Source organism: Streptomyces sp. MH60, from assembly GCF_002939385.1.
In the GTDB taxonomy this organism is placed as follows: Bacteria; Actinomycetota; Actinomycetes; order Streptomycetales; family Streptomycetaceae; genus Streptomyces.
In genome coordinates this window covers 72,540-94,135 of sequence record NZ_MULI01000003.1, presented here as the reverse complement: position 1 = coordinate 94,135, position 21,596 = coordinate 72,540, and the positions used below count along the sequence as shown (strand labels likewise).

The window sequence follows — 21,596 nt, the reverse complement described above, 5'->3', positions numbered from 1 at the left end:
ACAGGGAACACCCCCATGCCCTACACCCTCACTCCCCGCTACGACGACAACCCCCGCCTGGAGGAACTGGTCGGCCGGCTGCGCGCCTATCTGACCGACGAACTCCTCCCCTACGAGCGGGCACACGGCATCACCCCCGAGAGCAGGCTGGACCGGCCCACCCTGGAAGGCGTCTGGAAACGCAGCGCCGAACTCGGCTTCTACGGCATCAGTCTGCCGCCGGAACTCGGCGGCCAGGGACTGAACTTCACCGAACTGTGTGCCCTGAAGGAGGAACTCACCGCCTCCGGGGCGGCCTTGTCCCACTCGGTCCTCGGCGACATGGGCGGACCGCTGCGCGTCGGCGCGATCGTGAAGTACGCCACCGACGAGCAGCGGGAGCGCTATCTCCTCCCGGTCGTCCGCGGTGAGCGCGCCTGCTGCTTCTCCCTCACCGAACAGGACGCGGGTTCGGACGTACGCCGCATGCGGACCACCGCGACGCGCGACGGCGACTCCTACGTGCTGAACGGGCACAAGGTGTTCAGCTCCGCCGCCCCGTTCGCCGACTTCGCGGTCGTCGTCGCCCGGATGGCGGACAGCGAGGAGACGTACAGCGCCTTCCTCGTCGACCTGGACACCCCCGGCTGCCGTGTGCTGGAGGGCGCCGTGCCCATGTCGGGCCAGCGGATGGAAGGCGACCTGGTCTTCGAGGACTGCCGCGTCCCCGTCGCGAACCTGCTGGGCGAGGTCGGCCAGGGGCTGCGCATCGGCATCGGCCGCATCACCCTGAACCGGCTGCTCCACTGCCCCTCCCTGATCGGTGCCGCCCGGCGCGCCTGGGACCTGTCCGTCGCCCACGCCAAGACCCGCGTCGCGTTCGGGCAGCCGCTGCTGGCGCTCCAGGCCATCCAGCACAAGCTCGCCGACATGGCCACCGACCTGTACGCGGCCCGGTCGATGGTCCTCGCCACCGCCGCGAAGGCCGACCGCGGGGAGAACATCGCGGTGGAGGCGAACATGTGCAAGCTGTTCACCGCCGAAGCGTGCTTCCGCACGGCGGACCAGGCCGTGCAGATCCACGGCAAGGACGGCCTGACCCGCGGTCACGAGGTGGAGCAGATCTTCCGGTCCCTGCGCATGTTCCGGATCGTCACCGGCACGACCGAGATCCACAAGAACGCCATCGTCAAGGCACTCGTCTGACCGGCGCCCCGGGGCGGCCGTCCGAGCCGGCACTCCCCGGGGCCTGCTCGGCCCGCATCCGCAGGAGTCACCATGGCACCCCAACCCTCCGCGCCGCCCGCCGACCGCTCGGCGCGTCGGCCCGTCGCCCGTCCGCTCGACCGCCGCCGGGCCTGGCTGGTGACGGCCATGATCGTCACCTTCATGGTCATCAACTTCGCCGACAAGTCGGTCCTCGGCCTCGCCGCCGTCCCGATCATGGACGAGTTGCACATCAGCAACAGCACCTACGGACTGATCTCGAGCTCCTTCTACCTCTTGTTCAGCCTTTCCGGACTGGTCGTCGGATTCTTCTCCTCCCGGATCTCCAGCAGGACCATGCTCTTCGTCATGGCACTGCTGTGGGCGGTCGCTCAGCTGCCGGTGCTGGCCGTGGCGGCCGTCCCGACCCTGATCGCGGGCCGCGTCCTGCTGGGTGTCGCGGAAGGCCCGGCAGCCTCGATGTCCATGCACGCGCTGTACAAGTGGTTCCCGCCCGAGCGGCGCGGGCTGCCCTCGGCTTTGCAGATCGGCGGCGCCGCGATCGGCACGCTGGTCTCCGCGCCCGTACTCACCTGGCTCATCACGGACTTCGGATGGCGGTCGGCGTATGCCGTCCTGGCCGTCGTCAGCCTGCTGTGGGCGCTGGTGTGGCGGCGGACGGGCCACGACGGGCCGTACGACGAGACACGTCCGCCACGAGCCGCCGATCCGCGGCCCGTGAAACACCTGCCCTACCGCCGGCTGCTGCTCACCGGCACCACGGTGGGCAGTATCGCCGGCGCCTTCGGAGCCGCCTGGGCCCTCGCGCTGGCCCACGCCTGGCTGCCCGCCTACCTGAGGACCCAGCTCGGTCTGGGCCCCCAGACGGTGGCGACCGCCATCAGCGGCATCTCCGCCCTCAGCCTCGTGCTGCTGCTGACCGTCTCGCCGCTCATGGACGCCCTCAAGGCACGCGGAGTGTCCAGCCGCTGGTCCAGCGGTGCCGCACAGGGAGCCTCGGTATGTGTCGCCGGCTGCGCCATGGCCGCCTTTCCCTTCACCGACGGGGACGTCGTCCGCCTGCTGCTGATCGGGGTGGCCTTCGGCACGGTCGCCGTCGCGATCCCCTTGCACTACGTGACCGTCGCGGAGGTCGTTCCGGCGGCCCAGCGCGGTGCCGTCTTCGGCATCGTCGCCGCGACGGGCACCCTCCCCGGCCTGATCGCGCCCTTCGTCACCGGCCACCTCATCGACGCGGCGGACACCGCGTCCTCCGGCTACACGACCGCGTTCCTCATCGCGGCGGCGGTGATGCTGCTGGCGGGCGCCTCGGCCATCGCCGCCATCCGGCCGGAGCGGGACGCGCGACGGCTCGGCCTGCTCCGCCCCGCGACCGACCCCGAGAAGGGCGCACCCGCATGAACCCGATGAACCGGCGCGGCTTCGTCGCCGCCGCGGCGGGCGCCGCCGCGGCGACCGTACCGCTGAACCCGCAGGCGTCCGAGGCGTCCCCCGGCCCCCGGTCCGCCACAACCCCGTCCCCCACCCACACCGGCGGTCTCCCCTACGACGACCGAAGCGACTTCGCCGACGCCGACCGCGGCTTCATCGCCGCGTACACCGGCGGACCGATCACCACACCCTCCGGCGGCACCGCCTGGGACCCCGACGCCCACCGCTTCCTCGCCGACGCCACCGGGACCCCGCCCGCGACCGTCGACCCGAGCCTGTGGCGCCAGGCCAGGCTGCTGTCCCGCCAGGGGCTCTACGCGGTCACGGAACGGATCTACCAGGTCCGCGGCCTGGACCTGTCCAACATGACGATCGTCGAGGGCGACACCGGCATCATCGTCATAGACCCCCTGACCTCCGCGGAGACCGCGGCCGCGGCACTCCGGCTGTACCGCGTCCACCGCGGCGACCGCCCGGTCAAGGCCATGATCTACACCCACCCCCACGTCGACCACTTCGGCGGCTGCCGGGGCGTCCTGCCCGACGGCACCGACGGCACACCCGTTCTCGCGCCGCGGGGTTTCATGGAGCACGCGGTCAGCGAGAACGTCTACGCCGGTCCCGCCATGTCCCGCCGTGCGGGCTACATGTACGGCTCCAGCCTGCCCGCCGACGCCGCGGGCCAGGTCGGCTGCGGCCTCGGGCTGGCGGTCTCCACCGGCACCGTCGGCCTGATACCGCCCACCCGCTCCATCGAGGCCACCGGGCAGGAGGTCGTCCTCGACGGGGTGCGGATCCGCTTCCAGATGACTCCCGGTACGGAGTGCCAGGAGGAGATGAACTTCCTCCTCCCCGATCTGCGGGCGGTGTGCATGGCCGAGAACGCCACCCACACGATGCACAACATCCTGACCCTGCGCGGCGCCCAGGTCCGCGACGCGCACGCCTGGGCGGGATACCTGACGGAGTCGATCGGCCTCTACGCGGGCGCGGCCGACGTGGCGTTCGCCTCCCACCACTGGCCCACCTGGGGCAATGACGGCATCGTCGCCCTGCTCACCCGGCAGCGGGACCTCTACGGCTATCTGCACGACCAGACCGTCCGTCTCATCAACCAGGGCCTCAACGGCACCGAGATCGCGGAGAGCCTCCGCCTCCCGCCGCAGCTGGAGCAGGTGTGGGCCAACCGTGGCTACTACGGCTCCCTCAGCCACAACGTCAAGGCCGTGTACCAGCGGTACATGGGCTGGTTCGACGCCAACCCCGCGCACCTGTGGGAGCATCCGCCGGCCGAGGAGGCGCGGCGGTGGGTCGAGTCCCTCGGCGGGCAGGCGGCCGTACGGGCACGTGCCCGGCACTACAGCGACCGGGGCGACCTGCGCTTCGCCGTGACGCTCCTCAACCACGCCGTCTTCAACGACCCGGCCGACACCGGGGCGAGGCGGCAACTCGCCCTGCTCTACATCCGCTTGGGCCGGGCGGCCGAGAACGCGGTGTGGCGCAATTTCTACCTCACCGGTGCCCAGGAGCTCCTGCACGGGATCAAGCCGGTTCCCAAGCCCACCACGGGACCCGATCTGCACCGGGCCCTGACGGTCGGACAGCTCGTCGACGGTCTGGCCGTACGTGTCGACGGACCCGCCGCGTGGTCGCTGCGGCTCGCCCTCGACTGGCACATCGGTGATGTCTACTGGCACCTTCGGCTCGCCAACGGTGTGCTCACCTGGACCAGCGACGCGAGCCCCGCCCCGGACACGGCTCTGACCATGACGATGACCAAGGAGCAGCTCCTCGCGGTGCTCGCGGGCAAGGGCACCGACGGCATCACCATGACGGGTGACCGTTCACAACTGGCGCAGCTCTTGTCGGTCCTGGACACTCCGGACCACCGCTTCCCCGTCGTCACTCCCTCCTGACGATCGCCGGGGCCCGCGGTGACGACCTGCGCGACGGCGGCGCGCACCCGGGCCCCGTCGGTGACGGACACGACCTTCCGGGCGTCGGAGGTCACGGTCACGGACGTCCGCCCCCGGGGCCGGGGGTCAGTACGGCCACGCTGGTGTCGTCACGCAGGGGGCGAGCCGCGCTGCCGGCGTCCCGCAGGACGACCGCGGCCACCAGGGCCGGGTCGTGGGCTTGGAGCGCGGGGTCGTGCGGCGGCTCCCACCGGCTGGGGAGCCCGTCGCTGTGCAGGACGAGCAGGCTGTCCGCCTGCCACGCCTCCTCGTGCACGGGCACCCGCGCGGGGAAGTGCGCTCCGACGATGCCCGGGTGGGACGTGAGGGAGCGCCAGGAGCCGTCCGTGCGGAGCCGGGCGCCGGTGTTGCCGACACCGGCGAAGGAGAGCCGGCCCCTGCTCTCGTCGAGCTGCGCCACGCCTACGGCCGCGCCTCGCGTGTCGTGCAGGGCGGCGTGCAACTGCCTGAGGATCTCGGCCGGTGACCGGTCGGCGGTTACGTGCAGCGCGTGGACGGCGGCGGTGGACGCCCGGGCCGCCGCTTCGCCGTGCCCGAGTCCGTCCGCGAGCATCAGGGTGAGTCGCGGGCCCGAGCGCACCCAGGCGAAGGAGTCTCCGGAGTGCTCGGCGTGGGCGAGTGAGGTGTTGACTCCCCCGGCCCGGGCTCCCGTGGCGGAGCGGACCGGCCGGGACCGGCGGCCGGCGGATGTCACTGACGCGTTGATGCGCGCCATGGCCACGGTGCCTCGGCCCGGTCGGCTGTGGAGGTCGAAGTCGCCGGCTATGCGCAGGCAGGTGCCCAGGCCGGCGCCGAGGGAGACGGCGGAGGTGGTGTAGCCGTCCCGCAGGGTCGCCTGGATGTCGTCGATGCCGGGGCCGTGGTCGAGCGAGATGATCTGCACCTGCGGCACGGTCTCCGCGAGGGTGTCGGAGGGGCCGGTCAGATTGATGATGATGCGTCCGCCGTTGGCGTGTTTGACCAGGTTGGTGGCCAGTTCGGTGGTCACCAGGGCGGCGACCGCCGTGGCGTGCGCGTCCAGGCCGCTGGCGGCGCAGGCGGCTTCCACCGCGACGCGGGCGTCGCGGACCCGTGTGCTGTCCTGGAGCGGGATGTCCCAGACCCTGCTCATGATCCGCCCGTACGGGCGGAGGGGAGGGCGGTGACCCAGTCGGTGAGGGTGACGGTGGTGCCCTGTCCGGGACGGCTGTCGAGGGTGAATTCCTGGACGAGCCGCTTGGCTCCGCTCAGGCCGAGGCCCAGGCCGCCGCCGGAGGTGTATCCGTCGGTCATGGCCAGCTCCAGGTCCGGGATTCCGGGGCCCTCGTCCGTGAAGGCCAGCCGCAGTCCGCGGCGGACACCGTCGTCGAGAGGTGTCATCTCCACGTGTCCGCCGCCGCCGTGCACGAGTGTGTTGCGGGCCAGTTCGCTGGCCGCGGTCACCAGCTTCGTCTGCTGGACCAGGCTGAAGCCGAGGCCGGCAGCGGCCTGGCGTACTTCGTGGCGGACCCAGGCCAGGTCCGCGTCCGAGCCGATGTGCAGACGTGTCGTCGAGGCGGATGGGGCATGCATCACGCACCCCCTTCCGGGTGAACGTGGGGAGCGGGCCGAGGGCCTCGTCCCAACAGGGCCACGGCCGCTTCGACGTCCAGGGCCGTCACCAGGCCGGGCAGGGTCAGACCCAGCTCCACGAGGGTGATGGCCACGGCAGGACGCATCCCGGCCAGGACCGTGCGGGTGGCCAGCAGGCTCGCGGCCGCCGCGATCTCGGCCAGGACGCGGCCGAGGAAGGAGTCGACGATCTCCACGCCGGAGATGTCGATCACCACACCTGCGACCGGTGCCGTGCTGGAGGCGATGCGGTGGGCCACGTCGTCCTGCAGTTGTTCGGCCGCCCCGTCGTGCAGTTCTCCCTGCAGCGTGACCAGCAGGACATCCCCCAGCGCGAGCACCGGCACGTGCACCGGCACCGGCGGGGAGGTGGAGAACCCGGTCACGGCGCGCTCGCTCCCCCGACCGCCCGTGGGGAGACGACGATGCCCTGCCGGGTGAGGGCGTGCGCCAGGGCGTCGGCCAGGGAGGCGCGGGTGGTGATCGACCCGAGGTCGATGCCGAGGTGGACGATGGTCTGGGCGATGGCGGGCCGGATTCCGGAGACGATGCATTCGGCCCCCATGAGACGGGCCGCGGCGACGGTCTTCATCAGGTGCTGCGCCACGAGCGAGTCCACGGTCGGCACACCGGTGATGTCGAGGATGGCGTACCGGGCCCGCTGGGCCACGATCGCTTCCAGCAGGTTCTCCATCACCACCTGGCTGCGGGCGCTGTCCAGGGTGCCGATCAGCGGCACGGCGACGACGCCCTCCCACAGTTGGATGACCGGGGTGGCGACCTCCAGCAGTTGCTCACGCTGGCGAGCGATCAGCTCGTCGCCGGCGTGCACGGTCGTCTGCATCACCACGAGGCGGAGCGTGCCCATGAGAACGGTCAGCGCCAACAGGCTGGCGTTCGCCTGCTCGACGGAGCGCTCCTCGAAGTCGGCCCGCAGCAGGGCACCGACCGGCTCGCGCAGGCCGGCGATCTCCTCGGCGATCTGCGACGGGCTCTGGCCGGCCCGGCTGCGGGAGGCGGACATCCGCCCCAACTGGTCTCTCACGGCGCTGTAACCGGGCGCCGTGACGTCCTCCAGCCGCCCGGTGCGGGCCACGTCCGCCAGGGCGTCCACCACCGCCTTGCCTGCCTCGACCGCCTCGTCTCTCGAGACCGTGAAGACCGTGCGGAACAGTGCGGCGTCCGCCCATCGCTGGGCGATCTGCTCGCGTCGGCGTTCCAGGAAGGCGCCCAGCTCCTGCGCCGTCTCGGGGGCCGTGTCGTGCTCCGCCACCTGCATCGTCTCCCTGCTGCGTCCTGTGGCCCGCCGAATGACGGGCCATCCGGCAATTATTGCCGGATGACAAACGTTAGCGTGACGGAATGAGCCGAACAACACGCGATCGCCACAACTGGCCGGACCCGGCCGTCAGCCGTCCCGCCTTCCGTGCCAGTCCAGACACACGACCAGGGCGTCGTCATCCGGCACGGCCTCGCCGCGGTGGCCGGTCAACTCCCGCAGGATGGCGCGCGGCACCTCCGCGGCGGGCAGCAGCCGGGTCGCGTGGATGGCCCGGGCGAGGGCCACATCGCCGTAGGTCTCTCCCTTCGGAGAGGCCACCGCGTGGACGCCGTCGCTGACGCAGACGAGGCGGTCACCGGGCTCCACGTGGAAGTCCTGCACCACGTAGTCGGTCTCCTCGAACATGCCCAGAGGCAGCTGGGCCTCGAAGGACACACGTTCCACCTTGCCGTCCCGCAGCCGCAGCAGCTGGGGGGAGCCGGCGTCCACCACGCTCGCCCGGCCGGCAGCCAGGTCGAAGTCGAACATGAGGACGGACAGGTAGCAGCGCCCCTGGTAGTGGGCGTAGACCGCCTGATCGGCCAGTGCGGCCTGGTCGGCGATGGAAATGCCGGCGCGGCGCGCGTTGCGCAGGGCGTTGATCACCAGGTTCGTCAGCAGGGACGCCTCCACGCCCTCGCCCATGCCGTTGGTGACGTACAGCATCAGATGGTCGGCGGTGGCGGACCAGTCGAAGTTGTCGCCGTAGATGGCGTAGGCGGGCTCCAGCTGAGCACCCAACTCGTACTCGGGACGCGAGCTGGAACGGCCGGGCAGCAACTGCCACTGCATCTCGGCGGCCAGGGTCAGCCGGTCCCTGCGCCGCGCCTGGAGGTACAGATCGGTGTCGCGTTCCGCCACCATCACCTCGTGCCCCAGCACGGAGGCGATCTCGGCCAGTTCGGACTCCCGCTCCCGGGCGGGGTCGGCCCCGGGCAGCGTGACGCTCAGCACGCCGAGCCGGTCGCCGCGCACACTGACCGGAAGATGCAGGCGCGCCCGCCCGTCCCCGGTGTCCTCGCGATAGGGCTCCTGCGAGCCGAAGGCCCGCCCGGCGGGACTGTTGTGCACCGACACCGGCTCCATGGTGTGCGGGAGCACCGACACCGGCTGAAGCACGGTCAGGCCGTAATCCGCCATGAACAGCTCGACGTCCTCCCCACCGTACTGGTCGGCCAGTACGGCACGGATGGCGTCGAGCAGCTCGTGCGGAGCCGCCGTACGCAGAGCGCGCTCGGCGGCTACGAATCTGTTCATGATGGGATAAACACCTATCTTTCGTCCTACAACGAAACACGTCTCGCTCACGGAGTGGCATCGGTCGCCCCGGACCGTCTGCGCTCGGCGAGCGCGCCTAGTACGCTGGCAGGCACCCCAGCGCCTGCGAGAGTGTGATCGTGACTGCCTTCCGCCGCCCGGAGCCCGACGAGGTCGCGCGTGTGACCACGACGGCCGTCGAGCTGCTGGAAGTCGTGTGGGGCCGGGCCTCCACGGCGCCCACGTCCGCTTCCCAGCTGCGCGTGCTGCACATCCTCGAGCACCACGACGGCATCAACCTGCGCACTCTTGCCGAGTCCCTCGCCTCCACGCCACCGTCCACCAGCCGACTGTGCGACCGCCTGCACGCGGCCGGATTCGTCGAGCGGGTGACGCGTCCGGAGGACAGGCGTGAGGTGCGGCTGCACCTCAGCAGCCGAGGCCGCGCCTTCCTCGCCGACCTGCGCACCCGAAGGGAGAAGGAACTGCGGAAGGTACTCGCGGACATGCCCGCCGCCAAGCGAGTGGCCCTGCTGGAAGGGCTGGAGGCGTTCTGCGACAGCGCGGCAGCGCAGATGCACGATGACGTGACGGACTCCGACAGCCGCACGGCCTGACCCAGCGCTCGCAGCATCTCAGGTCCTCTCCCCTCATACCCGGCACCCCCTGTCCTGACCCCGTCTACCCGCTCGAAGCGAGTTCTGCCGCGACTGTGTGCCATATCGCTCACTTCGGTGACGGACCGGCCGTTCCGGCGGTGCTCCGCACGGAAAGCGCGGCGCTGCCGTGCCGCCGGAGATGCGCCCGTACGGGTGAGCCTGCTCAGGACGTGATGGGGCAGGCGCCCCCGATGGGATTCCTCGAAAGCGAACGCTCCATGGAGCAGTGGGTAAGGAACGTGTGGGGCCGCCTGTCACCGGCTCGGCAGCCGCACGGCGAGGCCCTGACGACGTTATTGCGGCAGTGCGACGAGAACGCCCTGATCGTCGGTCGGCAGCGCGTCGTGGCACCCAACGCCTACGTCATCGAACTGCTTCCGCAGACCCACCGCCTGATCTCGGACAGCCCGGTGCCCGTGGCGCCCGCGCTCGCCGCCCACGTCCGCCGCCATGCGGCCGAGCGGGGGTACACCTTCGCCGGCCCCGTCACGGTTCGCCTGTGCCCCGCGCCGGACGACCGTACCGACCGGTTTCGCGTGCACAGCCGTATTGCTCCGGCGAAAAGGCGATGAGGCGATGAGGCGATGAGGCGCTTCAGGACGGAATCCGTGAACGCGAACGCGGAAGCCTGTGCCCGACTGAAGGCGTAGCCGGTTCCAGGGGTCAACCATCCAATGCCGCCGGGGAGATGTCCCTCGTCGGCCGCGGAAAAGCATGATGCGCATACGCCGCAAGAGGGCGTTACGGGTTGAAATGCCGTCGGGCGGGCACACGCTGGGCCTGCCGGCACAACCGATCAGGACCGGGTGGTAGTGCATGACCGACACCGACACCACACGTACCTTCACCCCCGGGTTTCCGGTCCGTACCGAAGGTGACAGCCCTTGCGGCATCGCTCACGCTCGTGACGTCACTCGTGCCTTCGTCGACGGACTGGACCCGGCCCCGGCCGCCGAGACGGTGGAGACTCTCGTCCTCGTGGTCTCCGAGCTCACCACCAACGCCCTGCGTCATGGCGGCGGCCGGTACACGCTCGAACTCACGGCGACCGCCGACGCGCTCAACGCCGCCGTCAGCGATCCCGACCCCGCGCCCCCACGGGAACGGACCCCCGACCTCGACGGGGGCACCGGCGGGTTCGGATGGCCCATGGTCCGCCGCCTCACCAGCAGGATCGGCGTCACCACGGTCCCCGGACGGGGCAAGACCGTCCACGCCCGCCTGCCGCGCCGGCCCAGGGCCGGCGACTCGCTGGGCTGACCCGCGGCTTCCGGCCGTCCGGGCGAGGCGTGGCGCCGACGGTTCGGCGCCTCCGTGCCGCTACCTTCAAGGGGTAGAAACCGGGGCATTACGGTATGTCTCCGGGGATGGCTCACCGTTGGGAGGCTGGCGTGGCCGTCATGCATCATCTGGCCGCGACGCCGTGGCAGGCCGCCGTACTGGCCGTGGACAAGGTCTCCGAGGGCGACCTCGCCGCGGCCCGGGCGCAGATGGGGTTCTCCCTCGCCTGGCACATCGTCGTCGCGTGTCTCGGTGTGGGCCTGCCCGCGCTCACGCTGATCGCCGAGTGGTACGGCATCCGTACCGGAAACCCCGCCCACCGGCTCCTGGCGCGCAGGTGGGCTCGTGCGATGGGCGTGCTCTTCGCCGTGGGCGCGGTGTCCGGCACGATCCTCAGCTTCGAGATGGGGCTGCTGTGGCCGGGCCTGATGGGGACGTTCGGGCAGGTCGTCGGGCTGCCTTTCGCCCTGGAGGGCATCGCCTTCTTCATCGAGGCGATCTTTCTGGGCATCTACCTCTACGCCTGGGACCGCCTCCCGCCCCGGCGGCACCTGCTCACCGGGCTGCCGATCGTGGTGGCGGGTGTCGCCTCCGCGTTCTTCGTGGTCTGCGCCAACGCCTGGATGAACCAGCCCCGTGGCTTCGTGCTGCGCAAGGGGAAGGTCGTCGACGTGGACCCCTGGGCCGCGATGCTCAATCCCGCGAGCCCGCCGCAGACCGTGCACATGATCCTCGCCGCGTTCATCGTGGCGTCCTTCCTGACGGCCGCGGTCTACGCGGTCGCCCTGCTGCGGGGCCGCCGGGACGCCTACCACAAGGCGGGGTTCTACATCCCTTTCACGCTGGGAGCGGTGGTGACGCCCTTCCAGCTCGTCGTGGGGGACTGGGCCGCGCGGTTCCTGGCGGAGTTCCAGCCGGCGAAACTGGCGGCGATCGAGGGGGTGTTCACCACCGGTTCGCACGTGCCGCTGACCCTCGGCGGCATCGCGCGTGACGACGCCCTGCGCTACGGGCTGGAGATCCCCAACGGCCTTTCCCTGCTGGTCGGCTACTCGCCGGAGACCGTCGTCCAGGGCCTGGACAAGGTACCCCGCGACCAGTGGCCGGCGGTGACGGGCGTGCACTGGGCGTTCGACGTCATGGTGGGGATCGGATTGTTCCTCCTGGCCCTCGGAGCCTGGCTGTTGCTCTCCTGGTGGCGCGGACGCCGGTCCCGGGGTGAGCTGCTCGACCAGCGCGGGTCCCGGCTGTTCCTGACACTGGCCGCGATCGGCGGTCCGGCCTCGGTGATCGCGCTGGAGAGCGGCTGGTGCGTCACCGAACTCGGGCGGCAGCCCTGGATCGTCTGGGGAGTCATGAGCGTGCGTGATGCCGTCAACCCGGCGCCGGGGCTCATGACCGGACTGTGGCTGGTGCTGATCGTCTATGCCGGCATGACCGTCGCGACCGTCTATGTGCTCCGCCGCCTCGCCAAGGGCACCGCCGTGCCCCTGGCACCGCAGGAACAGGACGTCGAGAGCTACCCCGTCGTATGACCGGTCCCCGGCCTCCCGGCGCTCCGCACCGCCCGCCGCGCCCCGAGCACTCCCCCGCCCGCTGCTTCCACCACCCGAACCCCTTCTCGCGCCGCCCAGTCGGCCAGCACCGGAGGTGACCGTGCTCGCAGACACGGCTCTTGCTGTCATGTGGGTGGGCCTCACCTGCTACGCCCTGTTCGGCGGGGCGGACTTCGGGGCCGGCGTGTGGGACCTGCTCGCCGGTGGTTCCCGGCGCGGACTGCCCCAGCGGCGCCTGATCGAGCACAGCATCGGCCCCATCTGGGAGGCCAACCACGTATGGCTCATCTTCGTGATCGTGCTGCTGTGGTCGGCCTTCTCCCCCGTGTTCGCCGCCGTCATGTCCACGCTCTACCTGCCGCTGACGCTCGCTGCCCTGGGCATCATCGCGCGCGGGGCCGCCTTCGCTTTCCGCAAAGCGAGCACCGAACTGTGGCAGCAGCGGCTGTTCGGGGCCTGCTTCGCTCTGTCCTCGCTGATCACGCCGTTCTTCCTCGGCGCCGTCGCGGGGGCGGTCGCCTCCGGACGGGTCCCGCCGGGACTCGCCGCCGGCAACGTGATCACCAGCTGGCTCAATCCGACGTCTGCCCTCGGCGGCGTCCTCGCGGTCACCACCTGCGCCCATCTCGCCGCGGTGTACCTGTGTGCCGACGCCGCCCGCGCCGGCGAGCGGGCGCTCGCCTCGGCCTTCGCCCGTCGCGCCGTCATCAGCGGCCTGGTCAGCGGTGCCGTCGCGGGCGCCGGTATCGCCGTACTGCACGCCGACGCCCCCGTGCTCTTCCACGGGCTGACCCACCGGGCGCTGCCGCTGGTCGTCGTGAGCGTCGTGGCCGGTCTCCTCGGCCTCGCCCTGCTGCACCGCAACCGCTTCGTGCCGGCCCGTCCCGTCTCGGCGCTGGCGGTCGCCGCGATCATTTGGGCGTGGGGCGCGGCGCAGTACCCGGCGATGCTGGTCGGCGGGACGACGGTCGAGCAGGCCGCTTCGGACGGTGCGGTCCTGGCGGCCTGCCTGGTGGTACTGGCCGTGGGAGCCCTCCTGCTCGTCCCCTCGCTGTGGCTGCTGTACGCCACGTTCCAGCGGCGCGCACCTGCCGCCGGGCCCGGCTCCTCCCCCTCTTCCGAGGCGTCGAGCGACTGAGCGACTGAGCGACTGAGCGACTGAGCGACAAGATCAGTCCACGTCGGGCAGCTGGTCCCGTTCCAGGGCCTGCATGGCGTGCGACGCGTTGAACGGCAGGATCGTGACCGCCACGTGCGGCAGTTGCTCCAGCGCTCTGGACATCTTCTCCCCCGTGCCCCGGTGGAGGAGTTTGCCGAGGGCGTTGGCGTACATCCGCCGGGGCACGAGCACCGTCAGGGACGTGTCCCCGTCGTCCGTGGTTCTCACGGCGAGTTCCCGCATCGCGTGACGGAGGCGGCGGTCGGGGCACGCCACCACTTCCAACTCGACCGAGGTCGCGGACGTGGACGCCCAGCGAGCGGACAGCCGGCGCGCGTGTGCCTCGTCGATGGCGAAGTGGACCGCCCTGACGTTGTCGGGCCGCAGCTCGTGGGCGTACCGCAGGGCTTTCAGAGTGGCCAGGTCCAGCGTCTCGACCAGCACGAACACCCGGTGGCGGCGCGTACGCGGCCGGTCCGCGCCCACGGGCAGCCGCTCCAGGGCGGCGGCCTCGCGCCGGTACTCGCGGTTGATCCGGATCAGTACCCAGACCCCGAGTGGGAAGACCACGACGACCAGCCAGGCGCCCTCGGTGAACTTCGTGACGGCGAAGATCAGCACCACGGCGGCGGAGACGACCGCCGCCAGCGCGTTGACCGCGATCTTCACCCGGCGCTGTGACTCGCGCCTGCGCAGGTGGTAGGCGGTGAGACCGGCCCCTGCCATGGTGAAGGCGGTGAACACGCCGATCGCGTAGAGGGCCACCAGCTTGTCCACGTTGGCGCCCGTGCCGAGCAGCAGGGCCAGCGAGAGCGCGGAGAGCGTGACGATGCCGTTGGAGAAGGCCAGCCGGTGCCCGCGCCGGGTGAGCACCCGCGGCAGGAACCGGTCCTGTGCGACGAAGCTGGCCAGGTACGGAAACCCGGTGAAGGGCGTGTTGGCACCCGTGTAGAGGACGAGCGCGGTCGCCAGCTGGACGAGGACCAGACCGATCGTCCCCACGGTGCCGTTCCCGAAGGCGAGCCTCGCCTCCTGTGCGATGACGGTCGGGGTCCCGTCGGTGTACGGGACGGCGTGGGTGAAGTGGGCGAGGGTGGAGACGCCCAGGACCAGGACGGCGAGCACGCAGCTCATGGCGATGAGGGTGTGCCGGGCGTTGCGGCCCTGTGGTTCGCGGAAGGCGGAGATGCCGTTCGAGATCGCTTCGAGTCCGGTGAGGGAGGAGCCGCCGTTGGCGAAGGAACGCAGCACGATGAAGAGCGACGCACCGTAGAGCCAGCCGTCGCCCGGGGTCCCCAGAGGCACGACGCCGGGAGCGTTCAGGTCGGCGTGCGGCAGCCCGCCGCTCAGTCCGCGCACCGCCGCGACGACGAAGACCAGGCCCATCGCGGCGACGAAGAGGTAGGCGGGCAGCGCGAACATCCGGCCCGCCTCGCGCACCCCGCGCAGATTCCCGAACCCCAGCAGCACGATCACCGCCACGGAGACCGGCAACTGGAGGTGATCCAGCCCCGTCCAGCCGTTGCCGACGAGATGGGCGAGTGAGATCAGCGCGCTCGTGCCGGCCGACACCTGGACGGCGACAGTGACGATGTAGTCGACGAGCAGGGCCACCGCGGCGACTTGCGCGATGTTCGGCCCGAAGTTCTCCCGGGCCACCACATAGGAGCCGCCGGCCCGGCTGTAGATCGTGACGACATCGCTGTAGCAGAGTGTCAGCAGCAGCAACACCAGCAGAATCGCCCCGGTCACCGGCATGACCAGCGTGAACGCGGCCGCTCCGGCGACCGGCACGAGGACCCGGAGCATCTCCTCGGAGCCGTAGGCGGACGAACTGATGCAGTCGGAGGCGAGCACCCCGAGGGCCGTCCGGTTGCTCAGTTTCTCCTCGGTGACACGTTCGGTGGTGAGCGGCTTGCCGAGCAGACGCCGCTTGACGCGGTACATCGGCCGATCGAGAGTCATACGGCCATGAGACCGGGTGGCCGGTCCGGAACCGGGTAGACACCACCGGCAGGCACCACGCGCCTACGCCCGCTCAGCGGGTGGGCAGGGCGGTGGGACGGAGGCGGAGGGTGCCCTCCCGCGTGTCATTCCGCCGTCTCCTTCGCCTCGTCCGCGGCGTCGCCGGCGCGCAGCGCCACCAGGGCGTCCGCCTGGGAGAGTCCGCTCTCCTCGACCACGCCGCGCACGCTCTGCGCCTCGCGCACGAGGGCGAAGGCGACCCGTCCGCCGGAATCCGTCCGATAGCCGTAGACGGCGGGCCGTGGCAGGGAGTTGTAGGAGAAGTGCGAGGAGAAGTAGTACGCCCCGGTGTCGTACAGCGCCACCACGTCGCCCGGCTCGACGGCCGGCAGCTCGCGCCCGGTCGCCGTCAGGTCGCCGGCGAAACAGCACGGGCCCGCGACGTCGACGACCTCGGTCGGGCCCTGCTTGGGACGGCCCGTGGCGTCGAACACCCCGACGCGCAGCGGCCAGGCGTCCGGCATGAAGACCGTGCGGGTGGCCACCTGGGCGCCGGCGTGCGTGACCGCGATCCGCCGGCCGCCGGCCGTCTTGGTGTATTCGACGATCGAGCCGATGGTGCCGCTCTTGGCGAGCAGGGAACGGCCGAACTCCGTGATCAGGGCATAGCGGCCGTCGAAGAGGCCGGGTACGGCGGTGCGGAGTTCGGCGACGTAGTCCGCGTACGTCGGGCGGTCGTCATCGCTGTCGAAGTCGACGGGCAGGCCACCGCCGATGTCGAGTCCGGTGATCTGGGCGCGGTCCAGTTCGGTGTTGATGCGCTCGGCCAGTTCGTACGCCGCCCGCACCCCCTGGGCGATGAGCGGCAGCGGGCAGCCCTGGGAGCCCACGTGGGCGTGCAGCCGGTTGAGCCACGGCCGGCGCGCGAAAGCCTCGATCACCGCGTCGACGGCTCCCTCGTCGCGCAGTGCGACGCCGAACTTGGAGGTCGCGGTGGCCGTACTCATCGCACCGATGGCACCGGCGCCGACCTGAGGGTTCACTCGCAGCCCGATGGGCCCGGAGGCCTCTCGGCCGGCCAGCAGGCCGTCGACGCGGGCCATCTCCTGGAAGTTGTCCAGGTTGATCGCGATTCCGTGGGCCAGGGCGAACTCGAGCTCCTCGACCGTCTTGGCGGGGCTGTCGAAGACCAGCCGGTCGTAGGTGAACCCGGCCGCCAGTGCCTGCTCCAGTTCTCCGGGTGAGGCCACTTCGCACCCCATGCCCGCCTCCGCGAGCAGCCGCAGCACGGGCACCAGCCCGCACGCCTTCGCCGCGAACGTGTGCTGTACCGCGGCCGGTCCCTCGAACGCCTCGTTCAGCGCCTCGACGGCGGCAAGCACACCGTCGACGTCGAGGAGACCGACCAGGGGCGCCCGCGGGCCCAGCAGGCCGTCCTCGACGGCCCGGGCGAGGGCGGCTTCACGGGCGCTGCCGCGCTGGTGGGGGGAACCGGAAGTCACTGTCAACACACTCCAGACGCGTCGGTCGTGCACGGCGCTCGTCGGGCGGCCGGCCGTTCTGCCTTGCACAGCTTCGTTCCGCGGAACCCGCCGCGTCTTCGTTCGGTGCGACCACGGTCGAACCAAAATGCTGTGCATCACCACAGTGAGATGATCAATGTCCCGGGCCGCGGTCTCACCCCGTGCGCCGCGCCAGCCGCAGTCCGATGTCCGCCAGGAGCCGTACGGTCGGGTCCGCCAGGTCGATGCCGAACAGCTCCCGGGCCCGCCGCAGCCGGTACCGCAGGGTGTTCGGATGCACGTTCAGACGACCGGCTGCCGTGCCCGTGTCACCGAAGGCGTCGATGTAGGCGGCGACCGACGCGCCGTACTCCGAGCCGTGCGCCCGGTCGTGCTCCACCATCGCGTGCACCGGACCCGACAGGTTCTCCCACAACGGCGCGATCCGGTCGAGCACCCGCAGCGCGGACACCTCGGGAACCAGCTCACCGAACGCCGCCACCGCGGACACCACGTCCGCGGCAGGCAGCCGCGCGGCCCGCTCCCCCAGCACCCGCACCACCAGCTCCGCGGCCTCGCGCGACGCGGGCAGCTCCGACAGGTCGGACGTCACCGGGCCGACGCCCGCGAACACCACACCGCGCGGCACCGAGCGAGCCGCCGCCAGCAGGGCCCGCGCCGGGTCCCTCTCCTCCTCCCCCGCCGGAAGCAGGACGTACAGCCGTCGCCCCGACCGCGCCGTCGCACAGCCCGGCCGGTACGCCGCGGCCTGCAGCGCGAGCACGTCCAGCACCCGCTGCTCGGCGGCTGCTCCCGCTGTCCCGTTGGGCGCACCTGCCAGATCCCGGCCGTCGTAGGCCTCCGCGACCATCACCGTGTACGGCCGGCCCGGCGCGACCCCGGCTTCGTGCGCGACGCGGGCCGCCTGCCCGCTCCCGTCGAGCAGGGCGTGCACCGCGCCCTCGCGCGCCCTGGCCGCGGCCCGGCCCCAGGTCTGGTGGTGGGACAGATGCGGCACGGCGGCCCGCGCCGCCGTGTGCAGCGCCGCCGCCGCGTCCTCGGCCAGCGGCCGGCCGTCGGCGGCGGCCCAGAGCGAGCCGAGGACCTCCGACCCGTGGCGCACCGCGACGGCCAGCCGTTCCGCGTACCGGTCGTCGGCGGGCAGACGTACGACGCCGTCGGTGCTCCACAGGGCCTGGAAGAAGCCGCTCTCGCGCAGTTCGTCCACCCGCCAGCGCGGGACCTCCTGTCCGAGGATCGTCAGCCTGCGCATCGGGTCCGGCTCATGGTCCATTCGCGAGTAGGCGAGCACCCGCGACTGAGGGTCCTCGATGGTGATCGCGCCGCCGACCAGGGCCGCCACCGTGTTGGCCAGTCCTGACAGGTCACCGAGCCGCAGGCCCGCCACCCCGGCCGTTCCGGTCGGGGCGCTGTGCGCCAGGGCGGTGCGCAGCTGGCCGAGCAGCTCCGTCCATCCCTGCCCCGGCCGCCGGGTGAGCAGCGCCGTACGTCCCGAAGCGGCCGCCTCCAGCAGCGCCGTCCGCGGCCCGCGAGCACCCCGCCTCAGCACCACGGCCGCGGCTCCGGCCCGGTCGGCACCGCGCAGCACGTCGACCGCCTCCGGCGAGGCGACGTCCACACCGACCGCGAGCAGGATCAGTCCGGATGCCGCCCAGGCGTCGTCGTCCCGCTCCTCACCCGGGTCGTGCAGCACCACGTCGGCCACTGGCACACCGGAGCCGCGCGGCGCCACGACGACATCCAGCATGCCGGGGGCGATCAGACCGAGGATCTGCTCCAGCGACGGACCGCTGTCGGGCCGGTCGGGTTCCTGTGCTGCCATACGTCCATCATCGTCGGCCGTCGGCCGTGTGCTCACGGTCCGTCTCGGGCCGCCGGGCTGTCGTCGCCCGGCCCGGTGGGACGGCTGGCGAGGTGGTACCGCACGGTCACGTCGCGGTAGTCGTGCCCGGGCTCCACCCGCTGGGGGAGGTTGGTCCGCTCAGTGCGGGACACCGACTCGCGCGCGCCGGTGCCGGGGAAGGAGACCCGGGTCCGTGGTGCCTCCTCGAAGCGCAGACGGCCGCCGCTGACGACCGCGTCGAAGGAGACGGCGGGGGCGGGGCCCGCGAGGTGCCCGGTGGGTGTCTCAGCGGACGGCGACGCCGGCGGGTCCGTTCAGGGCGGCTCCTCGCGCTTCCTGACACCCCGGCGCCCGATGGGCCGCGTGGCCCCGGACTCGTCGTCGCGTGTGCGGCGCCGACGGGCGGAGTCCCCGCCCGAGGCGCCCGGGGAGGCGGTGCGGTGCGTGCCATGGTCCGTGCGAGTGACGGAACCAGCCGTTCCACCGGCCCGGCGAGCGGTCTTCCCGGCTGCCTCCCCGGCCCCGGCCTCCTGCGCGGTGCGGCGAACGCTTCGCCCCGCGGCCCGTCCGGTCTCCAGCGCGGCGTCGCCCGCGCCCACGCCGACCTCGCCGACGCCCTGTGCCACCTCTCCGAGTGCCTCGCCGGCGCTGCCGCCGACGTCCTCGACCGCGGACCCGGCCCCCTCTGCGACGTCCTGCGCGGCGTTCCCGATGCCGCGGGCCAGGTCCTCCAGGATCTGCGGATTGCGGTCGAGCGTGGTGAGGACCCGGTTGATGATCAGCGCGACGTTGTCCAAGCGGACCTTGAGCTGGGCCTGTGCCTCGACGCCTGAGATGCCGAGGTGGACCTGGCCGAGCGCGACGTCGGCGCCCACGTTCAGCTTGAGCAGGTCAAGCACCTCGGCCTGGAGGGACACCCGGGCCCGCAGGTTCTCCACGTCGAGGTCGAGCTCGTCGACCTTGAGCTGGGGGACGTCCAGGAAGACATCGGGGCCGCGCTCCTCCGTGGCATCCGTCGTGTGGTCGTCCTCGTTCTCGGCGTGCTGCTCCATCGCTGCGCCTCCACGAACTCGCCCTTAGGGATTTCACCCCCTTTACACCAGTATGGCGCGGACGTGAGGCGTCAGGCGTCGGTGACCGTCGTGCTCACCGGGGTGCCGATCTCGACGGTCCTGCTCACGGTGCACAGACGGTCATGGGACGCCTTGACCGCGCGGGGCAGGATCGCGCGGGCGCGCTCCGCCCCCTCGTCGTCCGGGAAGGCCACCGTGAACGCGACCTCGAGGTTCGTCATGCGGTTGCCCAGGTCGTCGCTGACCTTGTCCCCCGTGACCGTCACGGAGAACCGGGTGGGCTGCGCGTGCCGGCCGGTCGCGATATCGACGTCCACGGCCGAGCAGCCGCCGATCGCGGCCAGGAACAACTCGACCGGGGTGAACCCGGCGTCCTGCTCGCCGTCCGGAGACGTGCCGAAACGGATCGATGCGCCGCTGGCGTTGGTCGCCACGAACTGGCCGCTGCTGGTGCGTTCGACGACGACGGAACGCTCCGAGTGTTCGCTCATGCCGTTCACATTAGTCACATCGCTCCGGCTGGTCGCGCCCATACAGCGCCACCCGGCTCTGCTGCACGACGGCCGCGGTGAGCCGCTCCTCGTCGTCCGTGGCGAGAAGGTCGAGCAGCGCGCCCCGCAGGACGGCCAGGGCCAGGGTGCGGCGAGCGAGCCCGTCCTCGCCGGCACGTTCGGACGGTGTCTGGAAGCCGGCCAGGACGCCGAGCCAGTCGTCCACCGTCGCACGGGCGAACCCGGCCCAGGCTCCGTCGGGCTGGTTGAGGGAGCGCGCGTAGGCCTCGGCCCACAGCCGCAGCAAGGGCCGGTGCTCCTTCGCGGCGAGCCATGTCCAGACCCGTTCGACGGCCGGCGCCAGTCCCGCGGGGCGATCGGGCCCCCCGGCCCGTTCCAGGAGCGCCAGTTGGTCGGCGCGCGCCCGTGCCAGCAGCGCGCGCAGCAGCCCGTCCTTGCTTTCGAAGAGGAAGAGCAGGACCCGCGGGCTGGAGCCGATGGCCCCGGCCAGGGGGCGCAGGGACAGGCCGGCCAGTCCGTGGGTGAGGGCGTACCGGTAGGCGGCCTCCAGCAGTTCGTTCCGCCGGGCCGAGGGGGTTGGCGCTTCCTGGGACATGCGGCTAGCCTAACTGAAACGACTGTTTCAGTGATGCGGTGATGCAGTGATGCGACGGAATGAACCGCGAAGGCCGGGAGAGCGCCACATGCCGCAACGAGATCAGGAGAACGTCGCCGTACGCCGCGCCGACCGGCCCGGCGACCTGGGGTGGGTGGTGATGGCCCACGGCGAGACCTATGACCAGCAGTTCGGCTGGAACACCGATTTCGAGGCGCTGGTCGCCAGGATCGTCGCCGACTACGCCGCGCGGCACGACCCGGCCCGCGAGGCGGGCTGGATCGCCGAGGCCGACGGCCGGCGCGTGGGCTGCGTCTTCCTCGTCGCGGGCGACCGGCCGGAGGTGGCCAAGCTGCGGATCCTGCTCGTCACCCCGCGGGGCAGGGGCCTCGGCCTCGGAACGCGTCTGGTCGGAGAGTGCCTCGCTTTCGCCCGCGAGGCGGGCTACCAGCAGGTGACACTGTGGACCAACGACGTACTCGTGGCGGCGCGCAGGATCTACCAGAGCTTCGGCTTCACCCTCGCCGACGAGGCGCACCACCACAGCTACGGCCAGGACCTCGTCGGCCAGAACTGGACCCTCGACCTGCGCCCCGGGCCGCCGCGCTGAGCTTCTTCCGCCGGCTCGGCGGCGCGACCGGCGCAGGCA

The 21,596-nt window shown here is 71.7% G+C and carries 20 protein-coding genes; 9 read left to right on the top strand and 11 right to left on the bottom strand.

From position 1 onward, the window contains the following. The first annotated feature begins 15 nt into the window (after positions 1-15). From BZZ08_RS03950 to BZZ08_RS03940, 3 genes are all read left to right on the top strand, one after another. A complete protein-coding gene (locus tag BZZ08_RS03950; protein WP_104630710.1) occupies positions 16-1,185 on the top strand; it encodes an acyl-CoA dehydrogenase family protein in 1,170 nt (389 codons plus the stop codon). A gap of 72 nt (positions 1,186-1,257) precedes the next feature. Then, positions 1,258-2,607, top strand: a complete 1,350-nt coding sequence (locus tag BZZ08_RS03945) for an MFS transporter (RefSeq protein WP_104630709.1) — start codon at positions 1,258-1,260, stop codon at positions 2,605-2,607. Beyond that, positions 2,604-4,553 (top strand): alkyl/aryl-sulfatase, encoded by a 1,950-nt coding sequence (locus tag BZZ08_RS03940; RefSeq protein ID WP_104630708.1) that lies wholly within the window; start codon positions 2,604-2,606, stop codon positions 4,551-4,553. The genes BZZ08_RS03945 and BZZ08_RS03940 overlap by 4 nt, the downstream gene beginning before the upstream one ends. A 97-nt stretch (positions 4,554-4,650) precedes the next feature. Here the strand turns inward: BZZ08_RS03940 and BZZ08_RS03935 are convergent, their stop codons facing one another. The 5 genes from BZZ08_RS03935 to BZZ08_RS03915 form a co-directional block, all read right to left on the bottom strand. Continuing rightward, positions 4,651-5,724, bottom strand: a complete 1,074-nt coding sequence (locus tag BZZ08_RS03935; RefSeq protein WP_104630707.1) for a SpoIIE family protein phosphatase — start codon at positions 5,722-5,724, stop codon at positions 4,651-4,653. After that, positions 5,721-6,164, bottom strand: a complete 444-nt coding sequence (locus tag BZZ08_RS03930; RefSeq protein WP_104630706.1) for an anti-sigma regulatory factor — start codon at positions 6,162-6,164, stop codon at positions 5,721-5,723. Before BZZ08_RS03930 ends, BZZ08_RS03935 begins: the two co-directional genes overlap by 4 nt. Then, positions 6,164-6,589, bottom strand: a complete 426-nt coding sequence (locus tag BZZ08_RS03925; RefSeq protein WP_198601271.1) for an STAS domain-containing protein — start codon at positions 6,587-6,589, stop codon at positions 6,164-6,166. The genes BZZ08_RS03930 and BZZ08_RS03925 overlap by 1 nt, the downstream gene beginning before the upstream one ends. Beyond that, positions 6,586-7,482, bottom strand: coding sequence for an STAS domain-containing protein (locus BZZ08_RS03920; protein WP_104630705.1), 897 nt, complete (start codon positions 7,480-7,482; stop codon positions 6,586-6,588). The genes BZZ08_RS03925 and BZZ08_RS03920 overlap by 4 nt, the downstream gene beginning before the upstream one ends. Before the next feature lie 129 nt (positions 7,483-7,611). Beyond that, positions 7,612-8,781, bottom strand: a complete 1,170-nt coding sequence (locus tag BZZ08_RS03915) for a PP2C family protein-serine/threonine phosphatase (protein ID WP_104630704.1) — start codon at positions 8,779-8,781, stop codon at positions 7,612-7,614. 182 nt (positions 8,782-8,963) lie between these two features. Between BZZ08_RS03915 and BZZ08_RS03910 the strand changes: the two genes are divergently transcribed. The 5 genes from BZZ08_RS03910 (at position 8,964) to BZZ08_RS03890 (ending at position 13,415) form a co-directional block, all read left to right on the top strand. Then, positions 8,964-9,398, top strand: coding sequence for a MarR family transcriptional regulator (locus BZZ08_RS03910; protein ID WP_104630834.1), 435 nt, complete (start codon positions 8,964-8,966; stop codon positions 9,396-9,398). A gap of 215 nt (positions 9,399-9,613) precedes the next feature. Then, positions 9,614-10,012 (top strand): DUF3662 domain-containing protein, encoded by a 399-nt coding sequence (locus BZZ08_RS03905; RefSeq protein WP_104630703.1) that lies wholly within the window; start codon positions 9,614-9,616, stop codon positions 10,010-10,012. A gap of 244 nt (positions 10,013-10,256) precedes the next feature. Beyond that, complete coding sequence (locus BZZ08_RS03900) at positions 10,257-10,700, top strand: ATP-binding protein (protein ID WP_104630702.1); 444 nt, start codon at positions 10,257-10,259, stop codon at positions 10,698-10,700. 140 nt (positions 10,701-10,840) lie between these two features. After that, positions 10,841-12,256 carry a cytochrome ubiquinol oxidase subunit I gene (locus BZZ08_RS03895; RefSeq protein ID WP_104630833.1) on the top strand — a complete coding sequence of 472 codons (1,416 nt, stop codon included), beginning with the start codon at positions 10,841-10,843 and terminating at the stop codon, positions 12,254-12,256. A gap of 121 nt (positions 12,257-12,377) precedes the next feature. Next, positions 12,378-13,415, top strand: coding sequence for a cytochrome d ubiquinol oxidase subunit II (locus BZZ08_RS03890; protein ID WP_104630832.1), 1,038 nt, complete (start codon positions 12,378-12,380; stop codon positions 13,413-13,415). Positions 13,416-13,448: 33 nt separating this feature from the next. Here the strand turns inward: BZZ08_RS03890 and BZZ08_RS03885 are convergent, their stop codons facing one another. The 6 genes from BZZ08_RS03885 to BZZ08_RS03855 form a co-directional block, all read right to left on the bottom strand. Beyond that, the gene (locus BZZ08_RS03885; protein ID WP_198601270.1) at positions 13,449-15,401 is read right to left on the bottom strand and encodes an APC family permease; all 1,953 of its coding nucleotides are present in this window, start codon (positions 15,399-15,401) and stop codon (positions 13,449-13,451) included. A gap of 125 nt (positions 15,402-15,526) precedes the next feature. Next, the gene (locus BZZ08_RS03880; RefSeq protein WP_104630700.1) at positions 15,527-16,903 is read right to left on the bottom strand and encodes a diaminopimelate decarboxylase; all 1,377 of its coding nucleotides are present in this window, start codon (positions 16,901-16,903) and stop codon (positions 15,527-15,529) included. 175 nt (positions 16,904-17,078) lie between these two features. Then, entirely contained in the window at positions 17,079-18,746 is a 1,668-nt protein-coding gene (locus tag BZZ08_RS03875; RefSeq protein WP_104630699.1) for a PucR family transcriptional regulator, read from the bottom strand. A gap of 335 nt (positions 18,747-19,081) precedes the next feature. Then, on the bottom strand, positions 19,082-19,819 hold the full coding sequence (locus BZZ08_RS39355; RefSeq protein WP_241965364.1) for a hypothetical protein: 738 nt from the start codon (positions 19,817-19,819) through the stop codon (positions 19,082-19,084). Between the two features lie 71 nt (positions 19,820-19,890). Then, on the bottom strand, positions 19,891-20,331 hold the full coding sequence (locus tag BZZ08_RS03860) for an OsmC family protein (protein WP_104630831.1): 441 nt from the start codon (positions 20,329-20,331) through the stop codon (positions 19,891-19,893). Between the two features lie 10 nt (positions 20,332-20,341). Next, positions 20,342-20,947: a TetR family transcriptional regulator gene (locus tag BZZ08_RS03855; protein WP_104630697.1), complete on the bottom strand. Its 606-nt coding sequence runs from the start codon at positions 20,945-20,947 to the stop codon at positions 20,342-20,344. A gap of 88 nt (positions 20,948-21,035) precedes the next feature. Here BZZ08_RS03855 and BZZ08_RS03850 point away from each other — a divergent pair, with 88 nt between their 5' ends. Then, the gene (locus tag BZZ08_RS03850) at positions 21,036-21,557 is read left to right on the top strand and encodes a GNAT family N-acetyltransferase (RefSeq protein WP_104630696.1); all 522 of its coding nucleotides are present in this window, start codon (positions 21,036-21,038) and stop codon (positions 21,555-21,557) included. Positions 21,558-21,596: the final 39 nt, after the last annotated feature.

Bases quoted from the DNA above. Each gene is read 5' to 3' on its own strand.
- BZZ08_RS03950 (WP_104630710.1), top strand. From the start codon at position 16: ATGCCCTACACCCTCACTCCCCGCTACGACGACAACCCCCGCCTGGAG.
- BZZ08_RS03945 (WP_104630709.1), top strand. From the start codon at position 1,258: ATGGCACCCCAACCCTCCGCGCCGCCCGCCGACCGCTCGGCGCGTCGG.
- BZZ08_RS03940 (WP_104630708.1), top strand. From the start codon at position 2,604: ATGAACCCGATGAACCGGCGCGGCTTCGTCGCCGCCGCGGCGGGCGCC.
- BZZ08_RS03935 (WP_104630707.1), bottom strand. From the start codon at position 5,724: ATGAGCAGGGTCTGGGACATCCCGCTCCAGGACAGCACACGGGTCCGC.
- BZZ08_RS03930 (WP_104630706.1), bottom strand. From the start codon at position 6,164: ATGCATGCCCCATCCGCCTCGACGACACGTCTGCACATCGGCTCGGAC.
- BZZ08_RS03920 (WP_104630705.1), bottom strand. From the start codon at position 7,482: ATGCAGGTGGCGGAGCACGACACGGCCCCCGAGACGGCGCAGGAGCTG.
- BZZ08_RS03915 (WP_104630704.1), bottom strand. From the start codon at position 8,781: ATGAACAGATTCGTAGCCGCCGAGCGCGCTCTGCGTACGGCGGCTCCG.
- BZZ08_RS03905 (WP_104630703.1), top strand. From the start codon at position 9,614: ATGGGGCAGGCGCCCCCGATGGGATTCCTCGAAAGCGAACGCTCCATG.
- BZZ08_RS03900 (WP_104630702.1), top strand. From the start codon at position 10,257: ATGACCGACACCGACACCACACGTACCTTCACCCCCGGGTTTCCGGTC.
- BZZ08_RS03895 (WP_104630833.1), top strand. From the start codon at position 10,841: ATGCATCATCTGGCCGCGACGCCGTGGCAGGCCGCCGTACTGGCCGTG.
- BZZ08_RS03885 (WP_198601270.1), bottom strand. From the start codon at position 15,401: ATGACTCTCGATCGGCCGATGTACCGCGTCAAGCGGCGTCTGCTCGGC.
- BZZ08_RS03875 (WP_104630699.1), bottom strand. From the start codon at position 18,746: ATGGCAGCACAGGAACCCGACCGGCCCGACAGCGGTCCGTCGCTGGAG.
- BZZ08_RS39355 (WP_241965364.1), bottom strand. From the start codon at position 19,819: ATGGAGCAGCACGCCGAGAACGAGGACGACCACACGACGGATGCCACG.
- BZZ08_RS03860 (WP_104630831.1), bottom strand. From the start codon at position 20,331: ATGAGCGAACACTCGGAGCGTTCCGTCGTCGTCGAACGCACCAGCAGC.
- BZZ08_RS03855 (WP_104630697.1), bottom strand. From the start codon at position 20,947: ATGTCCCAGGAAGCGCCAACCCCCTCGGCCCGGCGGAACGAACTGCTG.
- BZZ08_RS03850 (WP_104630696.1), top strand. From the start codon at position 21,036: ATGCCGCAACGAGATCAGGAGAACGTCGCCGTACGCCGCGCCGACCGG.